The sequence below is a fragment of the Chitinophaga sp. OAE865 genome (assembly GCF_040546735.1).
Classification (GTDB): Bacteria; Bacteroidota; Bacteroidia; order Chitinophagales; family Chitinophagaceae; genus Chitinophaga; species Chitinophaga polysaccharea_A.
Map to the genome: position 1 here is coordinate 6166659 of NZ_JBEPOF010000001.1, position 24966 is coordinate 6191624.

The window sequence follows — 24966 nt, forward strand, 5'->3', positions numbered from 1 at the left end:
TTTGTAGCAGATATTATTATTGTCTTTTACCGCAATATTGTTATCCAGCCTTTATACTTTTTAATACCGTCCGGTTTCTTCACTTCCAGTATGTAGTAGTAAGTGCTTTCGTTCAGGTTAGAACCGTTCCAGTCGTTGCGGTAGTCTTTGGATTGGTACACCTGTCCGCCCCAGCGGTTGAAGATATACAGTGATGATCCCGGATATTTTTCAAGTCCGCCGATGATGAACCTTTCGTTCTTACCATCGCCGTTCGGCGTAATCACATTCGGGAACAAGAGGTCTGATCCTTCCACTCCCACTGCAGATACTCCTGTGTTATTCGTGCTGTCGGCATCCGGCATATTGGCGCTGTAGGCTGTCGCTTCATTGATCAGCTGTCCGCCTTCTATTACGCGGGAGGTCAGCGTCATTTGTACACTAGCCCCTGCTGCCAGGTCCCCGATATTCCATTCTACCAGTTTAGCAGCTGGTGATACCACTACCTGTCCCCTTTCGGCGGAAGTATGAGAAGGCACATCCAGTTGTACCGGCAGGCGGTCTTCAGCTTTCACGGCAGTCATTGCCACGTTGCCTGCGTTCCTTACCGTGATGCGGTAAGTAAGGTTCTGACCCATGCGGTAAGGCCCTGTTACCGGCGCCACTATTTCTTTGGTAACGATCAGGTCACCGGTATATGTATCAGTGTCGGTAATTGTTACCGTTGCTTCACCGGTGCTGCCCTTTGTGAAAGTATAGCTGGCTGATTGTCCGCCGGTGAGCATGAACACAACTGTTTCCGGCGATTCTACTTCACTGTCGTTCAGCACACTCACGGGAACGGTTACACTGCTGGCTCCTGCCGGGATGGTAATTGTGCCGGTAATAGTTGTATAATCTGCATCCGGTGTGGCAGTACCGCCAATCATATATTGAACGGTGATTGGCTCTGATGTGCGCTTGCCGCTGGCCAGGCTGATGGTGAACGCGCCGTTTACACCCGGTTCAGTAGCATCCGGCCTGCTGGCGGTAACCACCAGGTTCAGGTTAGTGTGATCATCGTCTGCAATGGTTACAGTGGCGGTACTGTTAGCACCGGTTGTGTAACTCATGCGGGCCGATTCTCCACCGGTAATGGTGAGTACCACTGTTTCTGCCGGTTCTATCAGGTCATCGTCTGTTACTGTTACCGGTACCACTACGCCCGACTGGCCCGCAGGGATCACTACTGTGCCGGTGAGGGCGGTGTAGTCGCTGCCTGCTGTAGCGCTTCCTGCGATAGTATAAGTAACTGTGATATCTGCAGCCGGTATTTTACCGCTGGCCAGGCCGATGGTGAATGCTCCCGGTGTGGATGGTTCTGCTGCATTTGGCGCAGTAGCGCTAACCGTTATATCCATGTTCACGTTATCATCATCTGCTATATTCACAGTAGCCGTATTACTGCTGCCTGGTGTAAACACAAGGCCTGTAGCTGTACCACCGGTGCCGGTGATGATCACTGTTTCATTTCCTTCTATCAGCTGATCATCGGTTACGGTTACCGGTATGGTGATACTGTTCTGACCTGCCGGGATCACTACTGTGCCTGTGAGGGCAGTGTAATCCGTACCGGCGTTGGCGGTACCTGCTATGGTGTAGCTGGCGGTGATATCCACTGCTGCGGTAACACCGGTTGGCAGGCTAATCGTGAAGCTGCCGTTAGTAGCAGGTTCTGCGCCATCTGCATTTTTGATGACGTTCAGTACCAGGTTACTTTCATCATCTGTGATGTTCACCGTAGCGCTACCCCCGGTAGTGAAGGTAAAGTGGGCAGCGCTGGCGCTGGTAGGTGTAAGGATCACTGTTTCTGTACCTTCTATCACCTGGTCGTCGGTAACGGTTACCGGTATAGTAACGCTGTTCTGTCCGGCCGGGATCACCACGGTACCTGTGAGGGCGGTGTAATCTGCGCCCGGTGTAGCCGTACCCGTTATAGTGTAGTTCACCGTGATATCTTCTGATGAAGTGATGCCCGCCGGCAGACTGATAGCGAAGTTCCCGTTAGTGGCAGGTTCTGCGCCGTCGGTGCCTTTAGTCGCTGTTACTACCATGTTGGCCGGTGTACTGCTTTCATTATCGGTGATATTTACGGTAGCATTACCGTTACCCGCGAAAGTGAAGTGAGTGGAAGTACCGCCATTGAGGGTGGCTATCACTGTTTCTGTTACTTCTATGATCTGGTCGTCCACAACAACTACGGGAACGGCTATACTGTTCTGGTCCGCAGGTATTACTACGGTGCCGGTGAGGGTGGTATAATCTGCTCCGGCAGTAGCGGTACCCGCTATTGTATAATTAACGGTGATCGCTTCGGAAGATGTGATACCTGCAGGCAGGCTCACCTTAAAGCCGCCGTTGGTAGCTAGTTCAGCGCCGTCTGTATCTTTGGAGATGGTCAGTGCCAGGCTGGCCGGTGTACTGCTTTCATCATCGCTGATGTTTACGGTTGCACTACCGTTGCCGGTGAAGCTGAGGCCGGTGGCTGTTCCTCCGTTTAAGGTCATGATCACGCTTTCGGTCACTTCGATCACCTTATCATCTTTTACTGTTACCGGAACGCTTACACTGTTCTGACCTGCCGGGATAGTAATGGTTCCCGTGATGGCAGTATAGTCTGTGCCACTGGTAGCGGTGCCGCTTACGGTATAGTTTACCTGGATATTTTCAGAGGTAATAATACCGCCAGGCAAACTGATACTAAAGCTTCCATTTGCAGATGGCTCTGCGGCGTCGGTGGTTTTCACGATACTCAGTGTACGGTTAGCAGCGGTGTTTTCATCATCTGTAATGTTTACCGTAGCCGCGCCGCCGCCGGTGAAGGCAAAGCTGGCTGATGTACCACCGGTGAGGGTCATGTGCACTGTTTCAGTGCTTTCCAGGATCAGGTCATTGATCACAGGCACCGGTACGGTAACACTGTTCTGACCTGCAGGGATCACTACAGTTCCACTGAGGGCAGTGTAGTCTGTTCCGCTGGTAGCTGTACCGCTGATGGTGTAATTCACGGTAACTGCTTCAGATGAAGCCAGGCCGGCAGGCAAACTAATAGTAAACTCACCATTTGTGGACGGTTCTGCGCCATCACTGGTGGCCGTTACTGCGAGTACGCGGTTAGCCGCTGTGTTGTCGTCGTCCAGTATGTTTACAGTGGCATTGCTGCTGCCTGTGAAAGTAAAGCTGGCAGAAGATCCACCGGTAAGCGTCACCACCACGGTTTCTGTATTTTCTATCAGCTTGTCGTCGATCACCGGTACCTGTACGGTAACGCTGTTCTGACCTGCAGGTATCACTGCTGAAGTATTCAATGCAGTGTAGTCTGTACCTGCGGTGGCAGTGCCGCCTACTGTATAATTTACGATCACGTTTTCAGAGGCTGTAATACCAGCTGGCAGACTGATAGTGAATGAGCCGGCTGTGGAAGGTTCTGATGCGTCGGCAGTTTTTGCCATACTGAGCACCCTGTTAGCCGCAACGTTATCATCATCTGTAATGTTCACGGTGGCATTACCTGTACCGTCCGCAGTGAAGGCGAAGCTGGCAGATGTTCCGCCGGTTGTTGTCAATACCACTGTTTCGGTTGGTTCAATCACCTTATCGTCTGATACATTCACTGGTACGGCTATACTATTCTGGCCGGCAGGGATAGTAATGACCCCGGTGATATTGGTATAGTCTGTACCGGAGGTTGCAGTACCTGCTATGGTGTAGTTAACCGTGATATCTTCAGCAGCGGTAATTCCTGCAGGCAGACCAATACTGAAGCTGCCGTTGGTAGCCGGTTCAGCGGCATCGGCGGTGTTGGTTACCAGCAATACGCGGTTAGCTGCTGTGTTATCATCGTCGGCAATATTTACCGTAGCGTTGCCGCTGGTTGTGCTGGCAATGAAGGCGAAGCTGGCAGATGTGCCGCCTGTAACGGTCATGATCACGGTTTCATTTCCTTCAATGATCTGGTCATCGGTTACGGTTACCGGTACGTTCACGCTGTTCTGACCGGCAGGTATCACTACTGTACCGGTGAGGTTTGCATAATCGGTACCATTCACCGCGGTGCCTGTAATCGCGTAATTCACGGTGATATCTTCCGCAGCGGTGATACCGGCAGGCAAGCTTACATTGAAGTTGCCGTTCGTGCCTGGCTCTGCGCCATCTGCTGTTCTGCTCACCTGTATTACACGGTTAGTGGAGTTATCATCGTCATCATTAATATTCACGGTCGCATTACCGTTGGTAGCGCTGGCGGTGAATGCGAAGCTGGTAGAAGTGCCACCGGTGAGGGTCATGATCACGGTTTCGGTTGTTTCAATCACCTGGTCGTTGATCACACTCACAGGAACGGTTACACTATTTTGTCCGGCAGGGATCACTACTGTGCCACTGAGAGCATTGTAGTCGGTTCCACCTGTTGCCGTACCGGCTATGGTATAGCTTACAGTAATATCTTCGGCTGCGGTTACTCCGGCAGGTAAACTGATAGCAAAGCTACCGTTTGTGCCTGGTTCAGCAGCATCAGCCGCATTGCTTACACTCAGCACCCGGTTAGTTGTGGTGTTATCGTCATCTGCGATATTCACTGTAGCATTTCCGCTGGTACTGCTTGCCGCGAGCGTAAAGCTGGCAGAGCTAGCCCCTGTAGCCGTCAATATTACTGTTTCTGTATTTTCTATGATCTGGTCGTTGATCACATTTACGGTTACCGGCACACTGTTCTGGCCTGCAGGGATCACCACAGTTCCAGTCAGGGCATCGTAATCAGTTCCGCCTATGGCTGTACCGCCTATGGTGTAGCTTACTGTGAGGTCTTCTGCCGCTGTGTATCCTGCTGGCAGGCCAACGGTAAATGTTCCATTGGTAGCTGGTTCTGCACCGTTCACCGGGTTAGTTACGTTCACGATCAGGTTAGCCGGAACATTGTCATCATCCGCGATGTTCACCGTAGCATTACCACTGGTAGTGCTGGCTGTGAAGTTAAAGCTGGTGCTGGTACCGCCTGTAAGCGTGAGGGTCACGGCTTCGGTATTTTCAATTATCTGGTCGTCGATCACCGGTACGGGTACGGTTACACTATTGTCGCCCGCCGGGATAATCACTGAACCGCTCAGCGCTGTGTAATCTTTCGCGCTGGTGGCAGTGCCACCGACGGTATAATTCACGGTGATATCTTCTGTTGCAGTGATGCCCGCAGGCAGGCTGATGGTGTATAAGCCATTGGTACCCGGTTCTGCGGCGTCGGTGGTTTTCACTACGCTCAGCACGCGATTGGCCGCGGTGTTATCGTTGTCTGTAATATTCACGGTGTCTTTACCGTTGGTGGTGCTGGCCGTGAGCGTGAAGCTGGTGGAAGTGCCGCCGGTCAGTGTCATGATCACGGTTTCTGTAGGCTCGATCAGCTGATCGTCCTGTACCGGTACTGATACGGCTACACTATTCTGACCTGCCGGGATCACAGCTGTACCTGTAAGAGCGGTATAATCCGTGCCGCTGGTGGCGGTGCCTGATACTGTATAGGTAACAGTGATGTCTTCCGCTGCTGTATAATCTGCAGGCAGACTGATATTAAAGGTACCGTTGGTGCCAGGTTCTGCTGCGTCGCCTGTGTTGGCAACACTCAGCACCAGGTTGGCGGCTACGTTATCATTATCGGTGATATTTACGGTAGCATTACCGGTGCCTGTAAAGGTAAAGCTGGAAGATGTGCCTCCCGCGAGGGTTGCTATTACTGTTTCTGTATTCTCTATAATCTTATCATCACTAACAATAACAGGAACGTCTACACTGTTATCACCAGCCGGGATCACTACTGATCCGCTTAAGGCCGTATAGTCGGCACCGGAGGCAGCTGTACCAGTTACGGTATAGTTCACCGTGATGTCTTCTACTGCAGTGATATTTGCAGGCAGGCTCACAGTAAAGGAACCGTTGGTTGCTGGTTCAGCCGCATCTGCTTTTTTAGTGATGCCCAGTACCAGGCTGGCCGGATTGCTGGCCTCATTATCTGTAATGTTCGCTATAGCGGTGCCATTGGCGCCGTCTGGCACAAGGTTGAAGCTGGTACTGTTACCACTTGTTATGGTGACAACCACTGTTTCTGTATTCTCAATGATCTGGTCATCTTTTACTATTACCGGCAGGCTAATGCTGTTCTGGCCTGCAGGCAGTATAATAGAATTTCCAATAGAAGTATAATCATCGCCGCTGGCAGCAGTACCGGATACGGTATAGTTCACCGTAATATCCTGTGATGCCTTATACCCGCTTGGCAGGCTGATGGTGAATGCAGCGTTAGTAGATGGTTCCGCTCCGTCTGCATTTTTGGCAATACTCAGCATAAGGGCAGCTGGTATATTGTCGTTGTCATCAATATCCATGGAAGCATTACCGCTGGTAGTACCTGGGGTGAAGCTGAAGTTGGCGCTGGCGCCGTTGTTCAGTGTCATAACTACTTTTTCGGTGCCTTCAATGATCTGATCATCAGTTACGGTTACCGGTACCACTACGCCGTTCTGGTTGGCAGGGATCACTGCTGAGCCAGAGAGGTTGGCATAATCGACGCCGTTTACTGCATCACCTGTAATGGTATAGTTCACTGTCACATTTTCTGCAACGGTAACGCCTGTTGGCAGGCTGATCCTGAATGTACCATTGGTAGTCGGTTCTGCAGCATCTGCGGTTCTTACCACGCTCAGCTCCAGGTTAGCCGGTATGTTGTCGTCATCTGTGATATTCACAGTAGCGCTGCCACTGGTAGTGCTGGCGGTGTAAGTGAAGCCGGCGGATGTACCACCGGTAAGGGTCATGATCACGGTTTCCGGGTTCTCAATTACCTGGTCATCTTTCACATTCACGGGTACGGATACACCGTTTTGTCCGGCCGGTATGATCACTGTGCTGCTCAGCGCCGTATAGTCGTCGCCGCTAGTAGCAGTACCTGTTATGTTATAGTTTACGGTGATGGGCACTGATGCGGTATAGCCTGTAGGTAAACTGATACGGAACGAGCCATTAGTACCCGGTTCAGCGGCATCTTTTGTTTTAGCTACGCTGAGCACAAGGTTGGCGCCTGTGCCATCATCGTCTGTAATATTTACAGTGGCGTTACCATTGGTGGTGCTGGCAGTGTACACGAACGACGGTGAGTTGCCACCTGTAACAGTGAGTATCACCGTTTCTGTACCTTCTATGATCTTATCATCGGAAACGGTAATGGGCAGGTCTACACTATTCTGGTCTGCCGGTAATACTATGGAACCGGAGAGGGTTGCATAGTCTGTTCCGTTGATGGCCGTACCGGCAATGGTATAATTCACAGTTACCGGCTGTGCGGATTTAACATTCGCCGGCAAACTAAATGTGAAGGCGCCATTAGTACCTGGTTCTGCAGCATCGGCTTTCCTGGTAACGCTGATCACCTGGTTAGCTGCTGTATTGTCATTATCAGCGATGTTTACTGTTGCTGTGTTGTTACCATTTGCAGGCGCAAAGGTAAAGCTGGTGCTTGTGCCGCCTGTAAGGGTAAGCACTACGGTTTCTGTGCCTTCTATGATCTGATCATCGGTTACATCCACAGGGATCTTAACATCAGGCTGACCGGCCAGTATCTGTGCGGTACCCGACAGGGTAGCATAGTCGCCACCCGCAGTAGCTGTACCGGCTATCGTATAATTGACAGTGATAGTTTCTGAAGATGTATAACCCGCAGGCAGGCTGATGGTAAATTCTCCATCTGTACCCGGCTCTGCGCCATTAGCGCTATTGGTAACAAGGAGCACTTTATTGGCATTGGTATTATCGTCATCCGCTATATTCAATGTTGCCTGGTTACCGGCAGGATCTGCACTATACGTGAATGAGTTACCGTCTGTACCACCTGCGAGATTTAGTATAGCCGTTTCCGTATTCTCAATGATCTTATCATTTATTACAGACAGTGGTAAAGTAATACTGTTGGTATTTGCCGGTAACGTAATAGTAAAGATCGAGTAGTCGGTATTACGGGTTGCCGTACCGGTCATAGTATACGACAGCGTAGTATTGGCGCTGGATGTGTAACCGGCAGGTAGGCTTACCGTAAAGGCGCCATTGGCAGATGGTTCAGCGGCATCGGTAGTTTTCACCACTTTCAGTACCTGGTTGGCAGCAGTGGCATCATTATCCGCTATGTTCACGGTAATGTCATTGTTAGCCGGATCAGGCGGGAAGATAAACGCATTACCACCACCACCATCTGTGGCACTACCGGACAAGACGGTAAACGTCATTGTTTCTGTAGGCTCAATGATCTGGTCATCTTTTACATTAAGATTTACAGTTACGGAGTTGGTATTAGGCGGGATCACAACAGTACCCAGCGCCTCGTAATCCACACCGGATACGGCTGTGCCGGATACGCGGTATCCAACTGTAACAGGCCATGCGGAGGTGGCAACACCGGCCAGTTTCACGGTAAGGAAACCGTTGGTGGCTGGTTCCGCGGCGTTGCTGCCGAAAATTACCTGCAATGGTGTGCTGGCGGCGGCATTGGCGTCTATAATATTTACCACTGCCCCATTACCTGAAGGATCTATAGTGAACGGATAACTAGCGGAAGCAGCGCCGGTAAGCGTTAGAATCACTGTTTCGGGGCCTTCGATGACGCCATCGTTACCAGCATCTACATCTACATATACTTCGTTGGCGCCGGCAGGAATAACAATATTTCCACCAGACAGGCCCAGGAAATTATAGTCGACCGTATTGTCAGCTGTTCCACCCACAGGGCTATTGGCAAAGGTGATCACCACATCTTCGGAGCTGGTAACACCCGGCGGCAGGGAAATCCTGTACTGACCGTTGGTACCGCCTTCTATTGCGTCGGATACTTTGGTGAGCAGCACAATATTGCTGTTAGCAACATGATCATTATCGTTGATCGTTACTGTGGCGGAACCTCCTCCACCTGCAACAGTATAACTGAACTGTGTATCATTTCCACCGGAGATATTCAGGATCACGGTTTCAGCTGGCTCAATCACGGTATTGTCTATCACATTCACGGGAACGGATACACTGTTCTGACCGGCAGGGATGATGATGGTACCTGTAATAGCGCGGTAATCTGTACCAGGAGTAGCGGTACCTGCGCCTATACTATAAGTTACCTGTATATCCCTGGCTGCTGTAATACCGGCAGGCAAACTTACCTTGAAGCTGCCATTGGTAGCTGGTTCTGCTGCGTCGGTTACTTTGGTAACAGCCAGTACCTGGTTGGCAGCGGTATTATCATCGTCTGCAATATTTACAGTGGCGCTGCCATTGGTAGTGCTGGCGGTATATGCAAAGTTGCTGCTGGAGCCACCGCTGACAGTAAGGATCACTGTTTCCAGACCTTCTATGATCTGATCGTCTTTCACGGTTACGGGAACAACTACACTATCCTGACCGGCGAGGATAACAGCGGTGCCGGTAAGCGCAGTGTAATCATCGCCACCTGTGGCTGTACCGCTGATAGTATAGGTAACGCTGATGTCTTCCGATGGTACTAAACCAGCAGGTAAACTGATGGTAAACTCTCCATTGGTACCCGGTTCTGCAGCATTGCCGGTATTGGTAACACTCAGTATACGGTTAGCCGTTGAGTTTTCATCGTCTGTAATATTTACTGTAGCGTTGCTGTTAGTGCTGCTGACAGTGTAAGTAAGTCCGGGACTTGTGCCGCCGGTGAGGGTAAGTATCACGGTTTCGGTGTTTTCCACGATCTTATCGTTGATCACACTTACCGGCACAGAAACCCCATTTTGTCCGGCAGGCAGGATTACCGAGCCTGTTAATGCAGTATAATCTGTTCCGCTTGTTGCGGTACCCGCTATGGTATAGTTGACGCTAATTGGCGCAGCAGCAGTATAACCTGCGGGCAAACTGATAGTAAAGGCCCCATTGGTGCCTGGTTCAGCGGCATCGCCGTCTTTCACCACACTCAATACCTGGTTAGCAGCTACGTTGTCATCATCCAGGATATTGGCCGTCGCGCTATTGTTGGTAGTGCTGGCGGTGAAGGCGAAACTTGTGCTGGTACCACTGGTAATGGTAACGGTCAGGGTTTCGGTGCCTTCTATGATCTGGTCATCTGATACGTTTGCCGGAAGAACTACATTGTTCTCACCTGCAGGCAGTACTACGCTGCCGCTTAATGTCGTATAGTCTGTTCCGTTAGCGCCGGTACCGGTCACAGTATAGTTAACCGTTACCGCTTCTGATGTTCTTATCTGTGCAGGCAAACTGATACGGAACGATCCGTCAGTGGAAGGTTCTTCAAGATCAGACAGTTTCACTATACTGAGCACACGGTTCGCCACTGTGTTATCATCATCTGCTATATTCATGGTTGCCTGACCATTGGTTGGGCTGGCAGTGAAAGTAAGACTACCAGCAGTACCACCGGTAATTGTTGCCACCACTGTTTCGGCGTTCTCAATGAATTTATCATCGATCACATTTACAGGCAGTGTTACACCGTCTGCACCCGCAGGGATAGTAGCTGCGCCGGTAAGGCTTGCATAGTCTGTACCTGGTGTGGCTGTGCCGCTAATGGTATAGTTCACCGTAATAGGCTGGGCAACTGTTACCCCTGCAGGCAGGCTGATTTTGAAAGTATTGTTTGTAGCCGGTTCTGCAGCGTCGCCGGTTTTGGTGATACTGAGCACACGGTTTTCAGGCCGGTCATCATTATCAATGATGTTGCCTGTAGCGCTACCCGCCGCCGGATCAGGGTTAAAGGTAAAGCTGCCGGAAGAAGCGCTGGTAATAGTGATCACCACTGTTTCTGTACCTTCTATGATCTGGTCGTCTACTATATTGGCAACGATAGCGGTTGCTCCCGTGCCACCGGCTGAAATCGTTGCTACACCACTAAAATGCGCTGGCGTAATACCAGTATAATCTGTTCCCTTAATGGCAGTACCGCCAACGGTATAATTAACGATCACCGCTTCTGAAGAGGTGATTCCTGTTGGCAGGTGGAAATTAAACCTGATAGAAGTACCGTCTTCAGTTCCGTCCCTCATTAATTCTACGATCACAGTGCGGTTAGCAGGTGTGTTATCGTCATCCACAATATCAACTGTAGCGGTTTTAGCGGTTGGAGATGCTGTAAAGCTAAAGCTACCGCCTGTTCCGCCGGTGATATTCATGATCACTGTTTCTGTGGATTCAATGATCTTATCATCTATCACATTTACAGGTATTGCTACACTGTCTTTACCGGCAGGGATGGTGATAGCACCGGTGATAGCGGTATAATCCGTACCACTGGTAGCTGATCCCGCAATGGTATAATTCACTGTGATTGGCACAGATGAAGTTATTCCGGCAGGCAGGCGTACTGTAAAGCTGCCGGCAGTGCCTGGTTCTGCTGCGTTACCATCGTTGCTTACGCTCAATACGCGGTTCGCAGCGGTGTTATCATCATCTGTAATATTAGCGGAAGCACCGGCATTTGTTGTGCTGGCGGTATAAGTAAAGTTAGTGCTGCTGCCACCGGTGATGGTCAGCGTCACTGTTTCAGTACTTTCTATTACCTGGTCGTCGGTAACAGTAACTGGCACGGCTACACTGTTCTGGCCGGCAGGTATGGTTGCTGAGCCGGTTAACGTAGTATAGTCTATTCCGTTAGTGGCCGTACCACCTATAGTATAATTCACGGTGATCGCTTCCGATGCGAGTTTGCCTGAAGGCAGGCTGATGGTGAACCCTGCATTGGTAGACGGTTCTGCGCCATCGGCTGTTTTAGCAATGCTCAGTATGCGATTGGCCGGGGTATTGTCATCATCTAAAATATTTACGGTAGCATTACCATTGGTAGCGCTGGCAGTGAAGGCAAAACTGGTGCTGGTTCCGCCCGTGAGGGTGAGTATCACCGTTTCTGTGTTTTCCAGTAATTCATCATTTGCTACAACTACCGGTACCAGGATGCTGTCCTGGCCGGCGGGTAATATCACCGTACCTGTCAGCGTAGTATAGTCGGTACCGTTAGCAGCAGTTCCGCCGATGGTATAACTTATAGTAACAGGTTCTGAAGAGGTAATACCTGTTGGCAGGCCGATCTTAAATGCCCCGTTGGTGGACGGCTCGGAAGCATCGCCACCGGCGTTCCTGACACCTAAAACGCGGTTGGCGGCGGTATTATCATCATCATCGATGTTGGCCGTAGCGCTGCCGTTAGTGCTGCTGGCGGTGAAGGCAAAGCTGGTACTGGTACCACCGGTCACCGTGGCTATAACGGTTTCAGTGTTCTCAATGATCTTGTCATCGGCAACGGTGAACGGTAAGGATACGCTGTTCTGTCCTGCAGGTAGCAGCACAGTGGTTCCCAGGGCAGTGTAATCAGCGCCACTGCTGGCGGTACCGGTTGGTGTATAGGTTATGGTTATATCTTCTGATGCGGTGATACCAGCAGGTAAACTGATAGTAAACTCACCGTTGGTAGCTGGTTCTGCAGCATCTGTTTTCTTCACGATGCTCAGTACGCGGTTAGCAGCGGTATTATCATCATCCGTTATGGTAACAGTAGCATTACCATTGGTAGTACTGGCTGTATAATTAAAGCTGGTGCTGGTACCGCCGGTAAGCGTTACAAGCACGGTTTCGTTATTCTCAATTATCTGGTCGTCGGTTACACTAACTGGCAGGGCTACACTGGGCTGACCCGCCAATAAGGTAACTGTACCTGTGAGGGCGGTATAATCAGACCCACCTGTGGCTGTACCACCAATGTTATAGCTGACGGTAATGTCTTCAGAAGAATGAATACCGGCAGGCAAACTGATCATAAAGCCGCCGTTGGTGCCCGGTTCCGAAGCATCGGCTGTTTTAGCGATGCTCAGCACCAGGTTGGCAGGTGTATTCTCATCATCTATTACATTCACAGTAGCATTACCCGCAGTAGCAGCCGGGGTAAGCGTAAAGTTAGTGGAGCTGCCGCCTGTTATGGTCACCAATACCGTTTCAGGTTTTTCCACAAGCTGGTCATCGGCTACTATTACCGGTAATACTACGCCAGGCTGGCCTGCAGGGATCACTACCGATCCGCTCAGTACACCATAATCTGCACCTGGTGTGGCAGTACCGCCAATAGAATAATTCACGGTAATATCTTCAGATGAAGTAACACCTGTTGGCAGGCTGATGTTGAATGCCCCGTTGGTAACGGGTTCTTTGGCATCGCTGGCCCAGGTCACCCCTATTGTGGTTTTAGCCGGGTTGTTGCTGTCATTATCAGCAATATTCAGGGAAGCGGCGGCTTGTGTAGTGCTGATATTATAAGCGTTGCCGCTGCCGGCGCCGAAAGCGCTGTTCAGCGTAACGGTCACCCCTTCTGTTATTTCAAGGATGTTATCGTCCGTAACCGTTACAGGAAGGGTTATACTGCTGCTACCTGCCGGGAAGACAACTGAACCGCTCAACGCCGTATAGTCGGCGCCGTTAGCTGCCGTACCTGTTACCGCATAATTCACGGTGATATCTTCCGTAGCGGTTACGCCTGCAGGCATGCTGATGCTAAAGGAACCGTTCTGTGTGCCTTCAGCGCCATCCTGTACTTTGGAGATGGCCAACACCTGGCTGGCAGTGGTTAAACCGCCAAAGGTGGAGAAGTTTTGAATACCGCTGAACTCAACGTATTCCACACCGTCCTGCTGACCGGTAGCTGATGGGGTGATCTCAGTAATATTAGCCAGTCCCTGAGGAGCCAGATCGGCCAGGGTGGAGGTAATATCACCGGTATGTTTGAACCATGCCCACCGTTGTGCGCCGGTTACGCCGCGGGTACCGGACAGCATATTTTCTGCATTGGTTCTTTCCGCAGGATTCCAGAAGAGACGGAGGGTAATACCGCCGTTCTGTGTCAGGTCTGCACCCGTGTAACTGATTTGTACCAGCCTGCGCATTAACTGCGTACCATAGTCGGTACCGCTGTTCTTGCCCAATGCTGCGCTCATATCCCTGTTCACATCTACCAGTGCAGAGAGTTTGGTTACATCCATGGTGTTGCCGTTCAGGGCAATGGATGCAATGTATTTGTTCGGATCTGAAGGATCAATGAAATAAAGTGTATTGTTATCAATACAGGTAGCTGTTACTGTTCTCACCGTTGCATCCGGCACCAGGTTAGCAGTGCGCTGGAGGTGACTGGTGATGAGGGTAAACACAACGCCATCTTTCAGGGCGCTCAGGTTCTCAAAGCTCACAATACCGCCATTAAAGCTGGTGGCAGGTATCTCAGTTACCGTACCGGTAGCGAAGTTACCGTCGCCATCTTCATCTATCATGATGGTAAAGTCTTCAGTAGCGGTTCCTTTTACAGTGATGCCGTTCAGGTTGAACTGCAAACTGAGAGGCTGGGTACTGATATCATAGTTGGTGAATTGTGTTTTCCATTCCTGTGTAAGGCGCTCTGGGATACAGCTGCCCACCGGCAGGTCGGTACCTGTTACAGTGAGGGCGTTGCTGTTGCTGCCGAGCATCAGGTAACTTTTATCTGCATCGAAAATATTGGTGTTGTCTGCATTCGTAGCAGCGATATTACGCATTCCGATTGTCAGGATAGAACCTGTGTGGATACTGCGGGACTGTTTCTGTACCAGTCCTTCGCGATCATCGCGGCCAATACCGAAGATGTTGTTTTTATAAGTGCTGTTATTCGTTGCATTCCAGATCACGGAACCGTCTGTAGCGAGGTAATTCTGTGCAGCAGACTGGTCGAGCGTGATACCGTATTTAACGCCAAGATATGATTCTACCCGCTGTGCCTCTGTAGCGGTGAGGGCAGATTTGTATACGATCACTTCAGGGATCTTACCATTGAAGATACGGTTGGTATAGGTAGAACCACCAGTAGTCCGACCGCCTACTTCAAAGAAAGAGCCATCCGCCTGTGGTACACATGAGTTACCCAGTGGACCCTGTACTCCGTTCAGCCAGGTACTTCCATTCAAGGAGTTAGCGGCGCTCACATAAATCCCCCTGGCGATAATCGGGCCCGCATAAGGAGGAGTAGATGGAGCTTCCAGGCAACCGTTGCCATCAAGAGTGAACTTGCCGGTGTTGGCATATATCAGTCCCCTTCCGGAACCGCCAGCCGCCAACCAATTTCCATTGCTGGCGAAGATACCACCCAAGCCATTTGCCGGGATACCTTCAGGAGCACTCACAGAGAAAATAGAAAGATTAGCAGATGTATTCCAGTTAGTACCGGCATCTCCTTTCAGAGATTTTCCCAGCGCACCTGTAAAATCAAGTGTTGGGTTAAAGTTAATGCCATTAGCTACCTGGATGATATCTGCCGAAGCAGTGATCGCATCTGTGTGGCTAGGCGTAGCCGCGCGCAGTTCAGTTTTCATGGCCCCTGCCTGGTTCAGCCATTGCTGTACCTGGTTGCTGCCGTTCACCTGTACATCCGCATCAGCTTTTACCCACAGCATTTCATTGGGCACGCCGCCCGGTGCGGTAACAAAGCTGGCGAAAGTGAAGTATTGGTTATTGGTAAGATCAATAGTGGTTGAATAGCTTGGAACACCGTTCACATCTGTCTGGGACAGCTGTATAAACTGGTCTCCCCCATCAAAAGTAGCATCGCTGCTTACTACCAGGTAAGGCGTTTTAGCAATTAATGGCAGCTGATCTTTTGCGACGGAAATAGTCACTGTACCAACGGTGCCTGTTTCCTGCACTTTCCATACTCTTGCCATACGCGTGGTTACAGCAGGGTTGCCGGTGATAGCAGTACCAAATAAAGTGCTGGCGCCATCATCTCCCCAAACCAGGTATGATTTATCGGTAGCAAATGTATTGGTATTGGCGATGTTGCTTGCAGCAATACCTCCCAGGCCCACTGTGGGCTGGAAGCCTGCATTGATACTCCGGCTCTGTTTCTGAGTAAGCCCTTCCACATCGTCGCGGCCAATACCGGTGATGTTATTTTTATAGGTAGCGTTAGCAGTTGCGTCCCATACTTTGGTAGTGCCATCCGTTGCGAGGTAATCGGTAGCAGCGGTCTGATCTATCGTATAGCCATACTTGATAGCAAGGTAAGTAGATACACGCTGCATTTCGGTGGTGGTTAACGCGGTCGGATATACGATAATATCTCCCATGGTGCCAACCCAGGCCTGGGCTCTATCCCATGGCCATGCGCCTATACCTGCAGCCACGCTGCCTGTATTCCATGCTTTTGCCACTGGTCCGCCCAACGCTTTCATTTTGCTGTACAGCGTAGCATTGCCACCATTACCAGCCCATACGCCTACCATTTCATTAAACACGCCTGCCTGCCAGTTACCGGCAGGGCTTACCACATCATTGGCCCATCCTACGAAATCGGCTGTTCCGTTTCCGCTTATGATCGCAAGACCTGTACCCTGGTTGGTAGCTCCGGCCCCATATGCCAGAATAAATTTATTGCCGGCGGCGGTGGTAGCTGTGTTACCAGTACCGAAGAGTGTTCTGGCACTGGTACCTACCGGCAGCTTGGTAATATCAAGATCCATAAAATCTGTACCATCAAATTTCACTACCGGGTTAAAATTGGCGTTGTCTGTAATGTTGTTCAGGTACAGTGGCTGATTAGCCGGCGTCACTGTTTGTGTGGCATTGTTCAGCACAGAAGCATAATCCGTCCAGCCACTGATAGCGGTGTTATCCGTAGTACTGGAAGTACCTGCATCAGCGCGCAGCCACAGGCTGGTGCCTACCACGCCACCCGGTGTTTTGATAGATGCAGCGTAAGTAAAGTATTGTCCACTGGTCAGATCCACCGTAGCGGCATATTGTTTCACGCCATTAAGGGTAATTGCGGTTACAGGGATAAACTGGTCTGTTCCGTCAAAAGTGGCATCGTTACTGATAACGAGATAGGTCTGTGCAGCATTGGGCAATGCATCATAAGGCACGGCTACCTGTACGTTACCAACAGTACCGGTTTCCTGTACCTTCCAAACTCTCGCCATGCGGTAGTTTGCCACAGGGTGACCTGTGATCGCGGTTTTAAACAGGCTGCTGCCGGCGTTATCGCCCCATATCATGTAGGATTTATCAGCAGTAAATGAGTTGGCATTTGCCGTATTCGTTTCAGACAAACTGTTTAAGGCTATGGCCAGCTGCATACCAGCTGCTGTATTACGGGATTGTTTCTGGTTAAGATCTTCCGCATCATCGCGGCCGATACCGGTGATATAGTTACCATAACCGGTGTTGGTGGCGGCGTTCCATATTGTACTGCCATCGGTGGCCAGATAATTGGAGGCGCCGTTATTCAAACTAATACCGTATTTGATAGCCATGTAGGTGTTCACACGCTGTTGCTCATTTGGCGTAAGCGCATTTGCATAAACGATCAGGTCGCCCATGCGGCCATTGTAGGAGCTGGTGTTAGCGCCTAACTGGAAAATGCTGTTGTTACCACTAAATACACTGGTATTATTACCGGTAGCCACACTCAAGCCATTCCTGTAAATGGCCTGCTTGTTAGTAGCAAGACTAATATCGTCGGTCGCTGTCCAGAGAATAACCTGGTTACTGATATCTCCCGCGTTGTAAGTAAGACGGTTACTGATATAAGGAGCATCCCAGTAAACAATGTTATCGCCCCATGTGGCATGCAGTGTAAACTGAGTGCCTGTACCGGCTTGTTCGGTAAAAATAACGGTATTAACAGGCGTCTTTTGACTGGCTGCAAAGAAGGCGTTAGCAGCGGTATAATTGCCTGTCTTCAGGAACGAGTTACCTGTCATCGAATGAGGCGCACCATTAAACCTTACCACCGGGTTAAAGTTCATGTTGTTAGCGGCATTGTTAAAATACAATGGCTGGCTGGCCGGGGTAGATTGTGACATGTTATTCCCGTTAGGGCTATAGTCATTCCAGCTGCTGATCCCTGTGCTGTCTGTATTGGCGGAAGTTCCCAAATCAGCACGTAACCATATCAGGTTACCGCTGTTTACACCGCCCGGGTATTTTACTGCTGCGCCGAAGGTGAAATATACACCATCAGGCATCAGGCTGGAGTTGAGCGTAATTGTTTTGTTCGCATTCAGCGGCAGTTCCTGGCTGATGGTAGCAAAAGTGGGATCAGTGCTGATCAGCAGGTATACTTTCGTACCCGGAGCATCCGCTTTCAGTGTAATAGACTGATCAGCCCAGTTGGTTTTATCTACTTTCCAAACACGCGCAAGACGGCGGGTAGCGTTTGTTCCGCTTACAATACTTCCATAAGAGGTAGCTGCTAACCCATTGTCTCCAAAAACAAAGAAAGATTTATCGTTGGTAATAGTATTGGTATTCTGTTCATTGGTAATAGCAATGCTGCTACCCAGGGAGATGGTTACAAAACCAGTGTCTACACTGAGCGACTGCCGGGTATTCAAAGCAGTGCCATTATCCCTTCCTATACCAGTAATGCGGGATTTATAAACAGGATCTGCTGTCCAGTATTTAGTGCCATCAGTGGCCAGGTAATCAGTGGCGCCGTTACCGATGGTAATACCATATTTAAGACCCAGGTAAGATTCTACTGACTGTCTTTCTACATCTGATAATATGCGATTATAAGCAATCACTTCTCCTATATTTCCCATCCAGTAAAATGCCCTGGAGGCCATGGTACGGGAGCCTATTGAAACAAGGTTGGCAGTGAGTGGCGTTAAATTAATGGTGCCCTGGTTGTCGAGTGTATAGTTTTCAAACACCCGTACTCCGTTGGCTGTATTATTTGACTGACTGCAACTGAAAATATAAGGTACATCAGGCAGGATCGTCTTATTACCGGTTACAGATGTAATAGCGCCGGCATTTTCAAGGTACTGCAGTTTGCTGGTCGCGATACGGAATTCTATACCATGAGCGCCGCCTACTGCACCCGAACCCAAAATATCTCTTACGGTACTATAACCATTACCGCTGCCAACAGCAAAAACGGTAGACGTAGCAGGATCAATGCGCGTAGTAGCAATGTCCAGGAAGTCATCCGTACCGTCGAACACCAGGCCGTAGTTAAAGTTGAGCGCTTTCGCATTTGTAATAGGCTGGCTGCCCACTACGCTCTGGAAAGCATCATTGCCATAGTTACTGTAGTCACTCCATTGGGTGCCGCCGGACATACCATCATCTGCACGCAGCCAGAAGGAAATACCATCTTTTACCCCGTTCGGGCCGGTGATCATCCTGGCGAAAGTGAAGTAAGCACCATCAGGCAACAGGTTACTATTAATTGTAACGGTGCTGTCGTCATTCAATGCGTAGGTAGCATCTCCTGCACCAAAAGTAGCATCAGTGCTTACGAGCAGGTAAGTACGTGCGCTGCCACCAGACAACCTGAAAGTGATATTCTGGTCGGCCCAGTTATTTTTCTGTACTTTGAAGATGCGGGCCATGCGACTGTTAACAGTACTGATACCGGTAACAGGCGTCAGGTACGTAGTAGCCCCGCCATCGTCACCAAAGCTGAGGAAGGAAAGATCGTTGGTGATAACTGTTGCATTGGCTTTGTTGGAAACTGCAACTGCAGCACCCACCGCAATGGTCACCAGGCCTGTGTCTGCACTTACCGATTGTTTCTGGTACAACATGCCCCTGTCGTCACGACCTATACCGGTGATATGCCTGGCGTAGCTGCCACCAACGGAAGCTTGCCACATTTTTGTGGTACCATCGCTGGCCAGGTAATCCACGGGGGTACCTATTCCCAGCGTAAGGCCGTATCGCAGCGCCATATAAGATTGTAACTGCTGACGTTCCAGGGCGCTCAGTTTACGGGAGTATAATATTATTTCGGATATATCGCCATTGAACGGAGCATTATGACCAGCTCCCAGATAATCCTTGGCGCCTGCCGGTGAAAGGAAGCTCACCGCGTTGGAATTGTCTGTCAGCAACACTTTGCCATCGATACCCGCCGCCCAGTCATTAGTCGCGCTCCAGATATTCAGCATATGTGCATTACGCACATTTACGGATGCAGGGTAAGTGAAATTCCTGCGTGCAGTACCGGATCCAAAATACGTATAGTGATTATTGTTACTCCAGGTATAAACAGATTGGTTGCTGGCATAAGTACCTCCAAATTCGAAAGGATAAGTTGGTGTCGCAACGGTGTTATCTATATTTGATAATTGTACAGAGAAGACTTCGCCAGAGGTCAGGACATTTGCAAACTCTGTACTCCTGAAATAGTTGTTGGTGAAACCGATACCCGGATTAAAGTTGAAGGCTGCTTCCTTCCAGGGCATTGCTCCTCCACCTGCGGTGGGCCATACCCTGCGTGACGGGCTCAGCTCTGTCCACTGTGTAGCAACGTTGCCGCCCGCTACCCCGCTATCTGCTCTTGCCCATACCACCAGGCCGGCGGCTATACCTGCCGGTGCTGCCTGTGTATTACCAAAAGTGAAATAAGCGCCGTCTGGCAACAGATCGCTGTCGAGTGTCAGCGAGCCGGTTGCATCCAGCGTATATACTTTATCTCCTGCACCAAAAGTTTCATCCGTGCTAACCAGCAGGTAGTTAGTGTTGTCTCCTCCTGTCAGCACCAGCGTGATAGGGCTCTTAGCCCAGTTGCTGCGATCTGTTTTATAGATACGCGCCATGCGCAGGGTAATATTGCCCAGCCCTGTAACCGCCTGGGTATACGTTGCCGCCTGGCCGTTATCGCTGAAAGTAAAGAAGGAAAGATCATTGGCGATATCGGAAGGATTCTCTCTGTTGGATGCTGTAAGGCTGCTGCCTGCGCTAATGGTTACATTGGCGCCGTCCAGTTGCGATAAGCTTTGCTTCTGAAGCAAGGTACCGTTGTCGTCCCTACCTATACCGGTGATACGTTCGCCGTAGCCGGTATTTTTAGAAGCTGTCCACATCCGGGTGGTGCCATTGCTGGCAATGTAATCAGTGAGTGCGCCGGCTGCTGTTTTTAAGGTGAGGCCGTATTTCAGTGCCAGGTAGCTGTTTACCTGCGCGCGCTCAGTGGCGTTCAATTGCCGGTTATAGAAGATCAGCTCTGACATGCGGCCATTGAAATTGGCGAAATGCCCTGCACCAATGGCGGTGTTCATCGCTGTACCTCTCGAAAAATTAACCGGGAAAGCAGCGCTGCTGCCTATCGTTTTGCCATCGAAGTTCAATGCCCAGCTGCCGGGAGCGCTCCAGTTATTCAGGATATGCGCCTGTTGTATGTTAATGCCCGTTAATGCGTAACCAGGTCTTGTGTTGGTACCGAAGTGCGTATAGTGACTTCCGTTATACACATAGACCGGCTGGCCGCCCGTCGCCGCAGGATCACCGCCAAATTCAAACGGAAAGCTTGCCGTGGTGGAAGTTGCTGCCAGGTTGGAGAGCTGTACTGAGAATATTTCTCCCGCTGTATAACCTTCGGTAAACTTCGGTACGCTGAAATAATTATTTCCCAGGAAATTGATGCCCGGGTTATAGTTAATAGCGTTCTTCTGCCAGCCGAGAGGTGCGTTGGCAAGGGCCAGTGGCCATTCTCTCTGCGCGGCCTGGTCTTCCCACTTGAGGATGTTACCATCAACAACCGTTGCACCTTCATCTGCCTTCACCCATGCCTGCAGATTAGTGGCTACCCCACCGGGGAACCGCTGCAGCTGGCCGAACGTAAAGAAAGCGCCATTGGCCAGGTCGGCACTGGAAAGGGTTACAGTGCCTGTGCTGCTCAGTTTCAGCTCGCGGGTAACAGTACCAAAAGCAGCATCTGTACTGATGAGCAGATAATTATCTTCTGAGCCACCAGCCAGCTGTAATGTTACAGGTTGGGTATTATCCCAGGAAGCAGTTTTCTGCACTTTCCATACACGGCCCATGCGGCTGTTGGCATTAGTACTGGTCACTGCAGTGAAGTAATTGGTGCTACCATTATTATCACTAAATACCAGGAATGATTTATCCTGTGTAAAATCAGTTGTATTGGCGGCATTGGAAGCAGCAATAGTATTGCCCAATGCGATCGTTACGATACCGGTATCCTGGCTCAGCGATTGCTTTTGAAGAAGCATTCCATTGTCATCACGGCCAATACCGGTGATGCGCACGCCATAACCTGTGTTGGCTGCGGCGGTCCATATTTGCCCGGTGCCATCGCTGGTAATATAATCTGTTGCACCTGCTTTAAGTGTGATACCGTATTTCAGCGCCATGTATGATTCTATGCGCTGTACTTCTGCGGGAGTAAGATCCCGGTTATAGATGAACACTTCAGGGATCAGTATTTTTGAGTATTCCCCGTAGGCCCCGCCGCCTACGTCCAGCGTCCATACGCCGCCGTCAGAAGTGGTACCGCTGGTCAGCAGGGCGCCATTGCCTTTAAATTCATAGGCGCCGGCAGCTGTTCTTTCAAAGGAGTAGAGCTTGCCTTTTGAAGTTACCGGGTTACCGGTGTTCAGCCAGGCTTCTGCATACAGCCGGTTTTCCATCGAAGCGTGCCAGCCGAATAATTTGTTGCCGGTAGAACTGGTGAACACACGACCGGTTTGTGAGCCTTCCAGCTGGCCCATACCCATAATGGAATAAGCACCGGTTACTCCTGCCGAAGCGGGTACCCGGTGAGCATCGTTACCATCATAATAAATGGCAGGGTTAAAGTTTACCAGGCCGGTGGTGTTATCCGGGTCACCGATTACGGTCATGTGGTTGGCATTCCCGGAGATGTCTCCCCAGTTTATGCCATTCACGGCCTGATCGGCCCGGTACCACGCGAGGACGCCGTTGCTCACTGCAGCAGGTCCCCGGAACGTCATAGGTATGCTATTGCCAAATTCAGATGTACCGCAGGTATTCGCTGGTATACGAAGCGTGGCTGTCCAGAAACCAAGGCCGGTAGCTCCCGGCCCTGCATTGTAGGTAATTGTTTGGGTAGATGTGCCGGCAGATAATCCCGTTAAGGAAGTAACAAAATATTGCCCGCTCGTTTTGCTCGTAGCGGGATCACTGGCATAAATATCCACGGTATATTGTGCACCGGCTGTTATATTAGGTATCGTAAGTTGTAGCTGGTACTGTCCTGCTCCCTGCGCGGCAGACGACACCAGCACCGGCGTTTTGCCCGCGGCAGCCGTGTAGGTACAGTTACCGCCGGGATTTGCAATACCCAGACCGGCATTATTATAAATAGAGTTATTGCTGATGATTACCTTGGTAGGTGATTCATTATTAATACCTGCCCCACCGTTATCATGTATTACGCAACCGGTCACCTGTGCATCTGTTACACCGGCCCCACCGTAAAACCAGATACCGTGGCTGGTGCTGTTCACTACTGTATCACCTGTCAGGTCATAATCAGAAACGGCATTGGCGCCATTAAGCACAATGGCCGACCGCACACTGTTGCGGAAGGAAGAGTTGATAATATCTACATTATTGCGTGCAAAGTTCCCGGCGATTCCAATACCATCATTATTATAGTTAAATCTTGAATTGGTCACCTGGAAATTAGTCGCCGCCCCGCCTGCCACCAATCCTCCAATATCAAATCTATTTATGGTCACATTGTTGATGCTCACACCTGTTGCCGTACTCAGGAAATAGATCCCATAGTCCGAATCGTTCGTGTTACCGGCCTTATCACCATCCAGTACTGAATTATTAATGTTAACGCTGTTTACGGCACCCTCAAATCTTATATAAGACGAGGCGGGGTAAAGCCCGGGCACAGGGCTCTCCATCGTGGTATTGCTGATTGTAATATTGCTTGCAGCACCATTGAACCATACGTTATAAATATCATTTTCAACTATATCGATAGTGTCAAGAGTGATACCGCTGGTGGTATTGTCGAAACGGATAGCATAGTCACCGTCATCATCGGTGCCTGCTACATCCATATTCACCGTGGTCCGGTTGATCTCAAAATTGGTAGCCGGGTAATCACAATAGATACCCAGCGCTACCCCGCTCCACAAACTGTCGATGGTTACATTCCTTAACAACACGTTGTTGGCCGTTTCTACCGGGCCGGTGGTATTATCAAACATCAATGCATTCTGGAACCCGCTGATATTACTGTTGGTCAGTGTCAGTCCGTTCACGCCTGCATCACGGAATACGATACCTTCTCCCCCGCGCGTATTGCCGGCTGTGCGGAGTTGGATGTTATCCATTACCAGGTTGGTTTGCATACCGCCTGTAAAATAGAAGGCCCGTCCATTATATACGCCTCCTGCAGGTTCCACGTCGGTAGAGTATATATTTCTTACTGTCAGTCCCGTGGAGGCTCCCTGTACCCTCATAAATGCATTCAGGAAATTACCCACGGTACTGAAAGAGCGTATATTCTCCACCGTTACCCCTGTTGTATTGGGAAAAATGTCTACATCAATGTCCCCGCTGTTCTGCACGGTGAAATTCCGGATGGTCACACTGTCTGCATTAATCACAAAAGGATTAATAACAGAGTTGGTACCGGTGGCATACAATGTGATCCTGTTCTGACCATCGATCGTCAGCTTCTTTGCCGTAATGGTGGGCATAGAAGAAGCCAGCGTGATCTGTCCGTGCACATTGAACACGATCTCGTGCGGTCCTGCGCCTGCGGCGTTTGCATCCAGGATGGCCTGCCGGAATGAACCGGCCCCCGCGTCATTCGTATTGGTGACAGGGAAGCTGTTTGCCTTTGCAGCAACAGCTGTCATCATCCCAAACAGTGCCAGCAACAAATGCCTGCAGCCTTTGCTGAAAAATCTCGAATCGGGTTTCGTAACATTAAAGAGGGACATAATGCAATAAACTTAGGGTAATGAGGGTGCCTTTCCGCTATGTTGTACACAACGAACCGGCAGGGTTCTTTAGGAACCCATGCATGCTTGTATTCAGATATGGTTGCTCGTTAAAACCGGCACACGTCTTTTCTCAGCCGGTATTGACAGAACAGTATAAGGCTCACGATTTAAGGGATTTGTACCAACACACGATTCCAAA

1 protein-coding gene is annotated in these 24966 nt (G+C 50.2%); it reads right to left on the bottom strand.

Going from position 1 to position 24966, the window contains the following annotated elements:
• Nucleotides 1-26: 26 nt before the first annotated feature.
• On the bottom strand, nucleotides 27-24764 hold the full coding sequence (locus ABIE50_RS24695; RefSeq protein WP_209858598.1) for a DUF8202 domain-containing protein: 24738 nt from the start codon (nucleotides 24762-24764) through the stop codon (nucleotides 27-29).
• Between the last annotated feature and the right edge of the window lie 202 nt (nucleotides 24765-24966).

What these genes read in the sequence shown, in the direction of transcription:
- ABIE50_RS24695 (WP_209858598.1), bottom strand. Translation starts at nt 24,764, where the DNA reads ATGTCCCTCTTTAATGTTACGAAACCCGATTCGAGATTTTTCAGCAAA.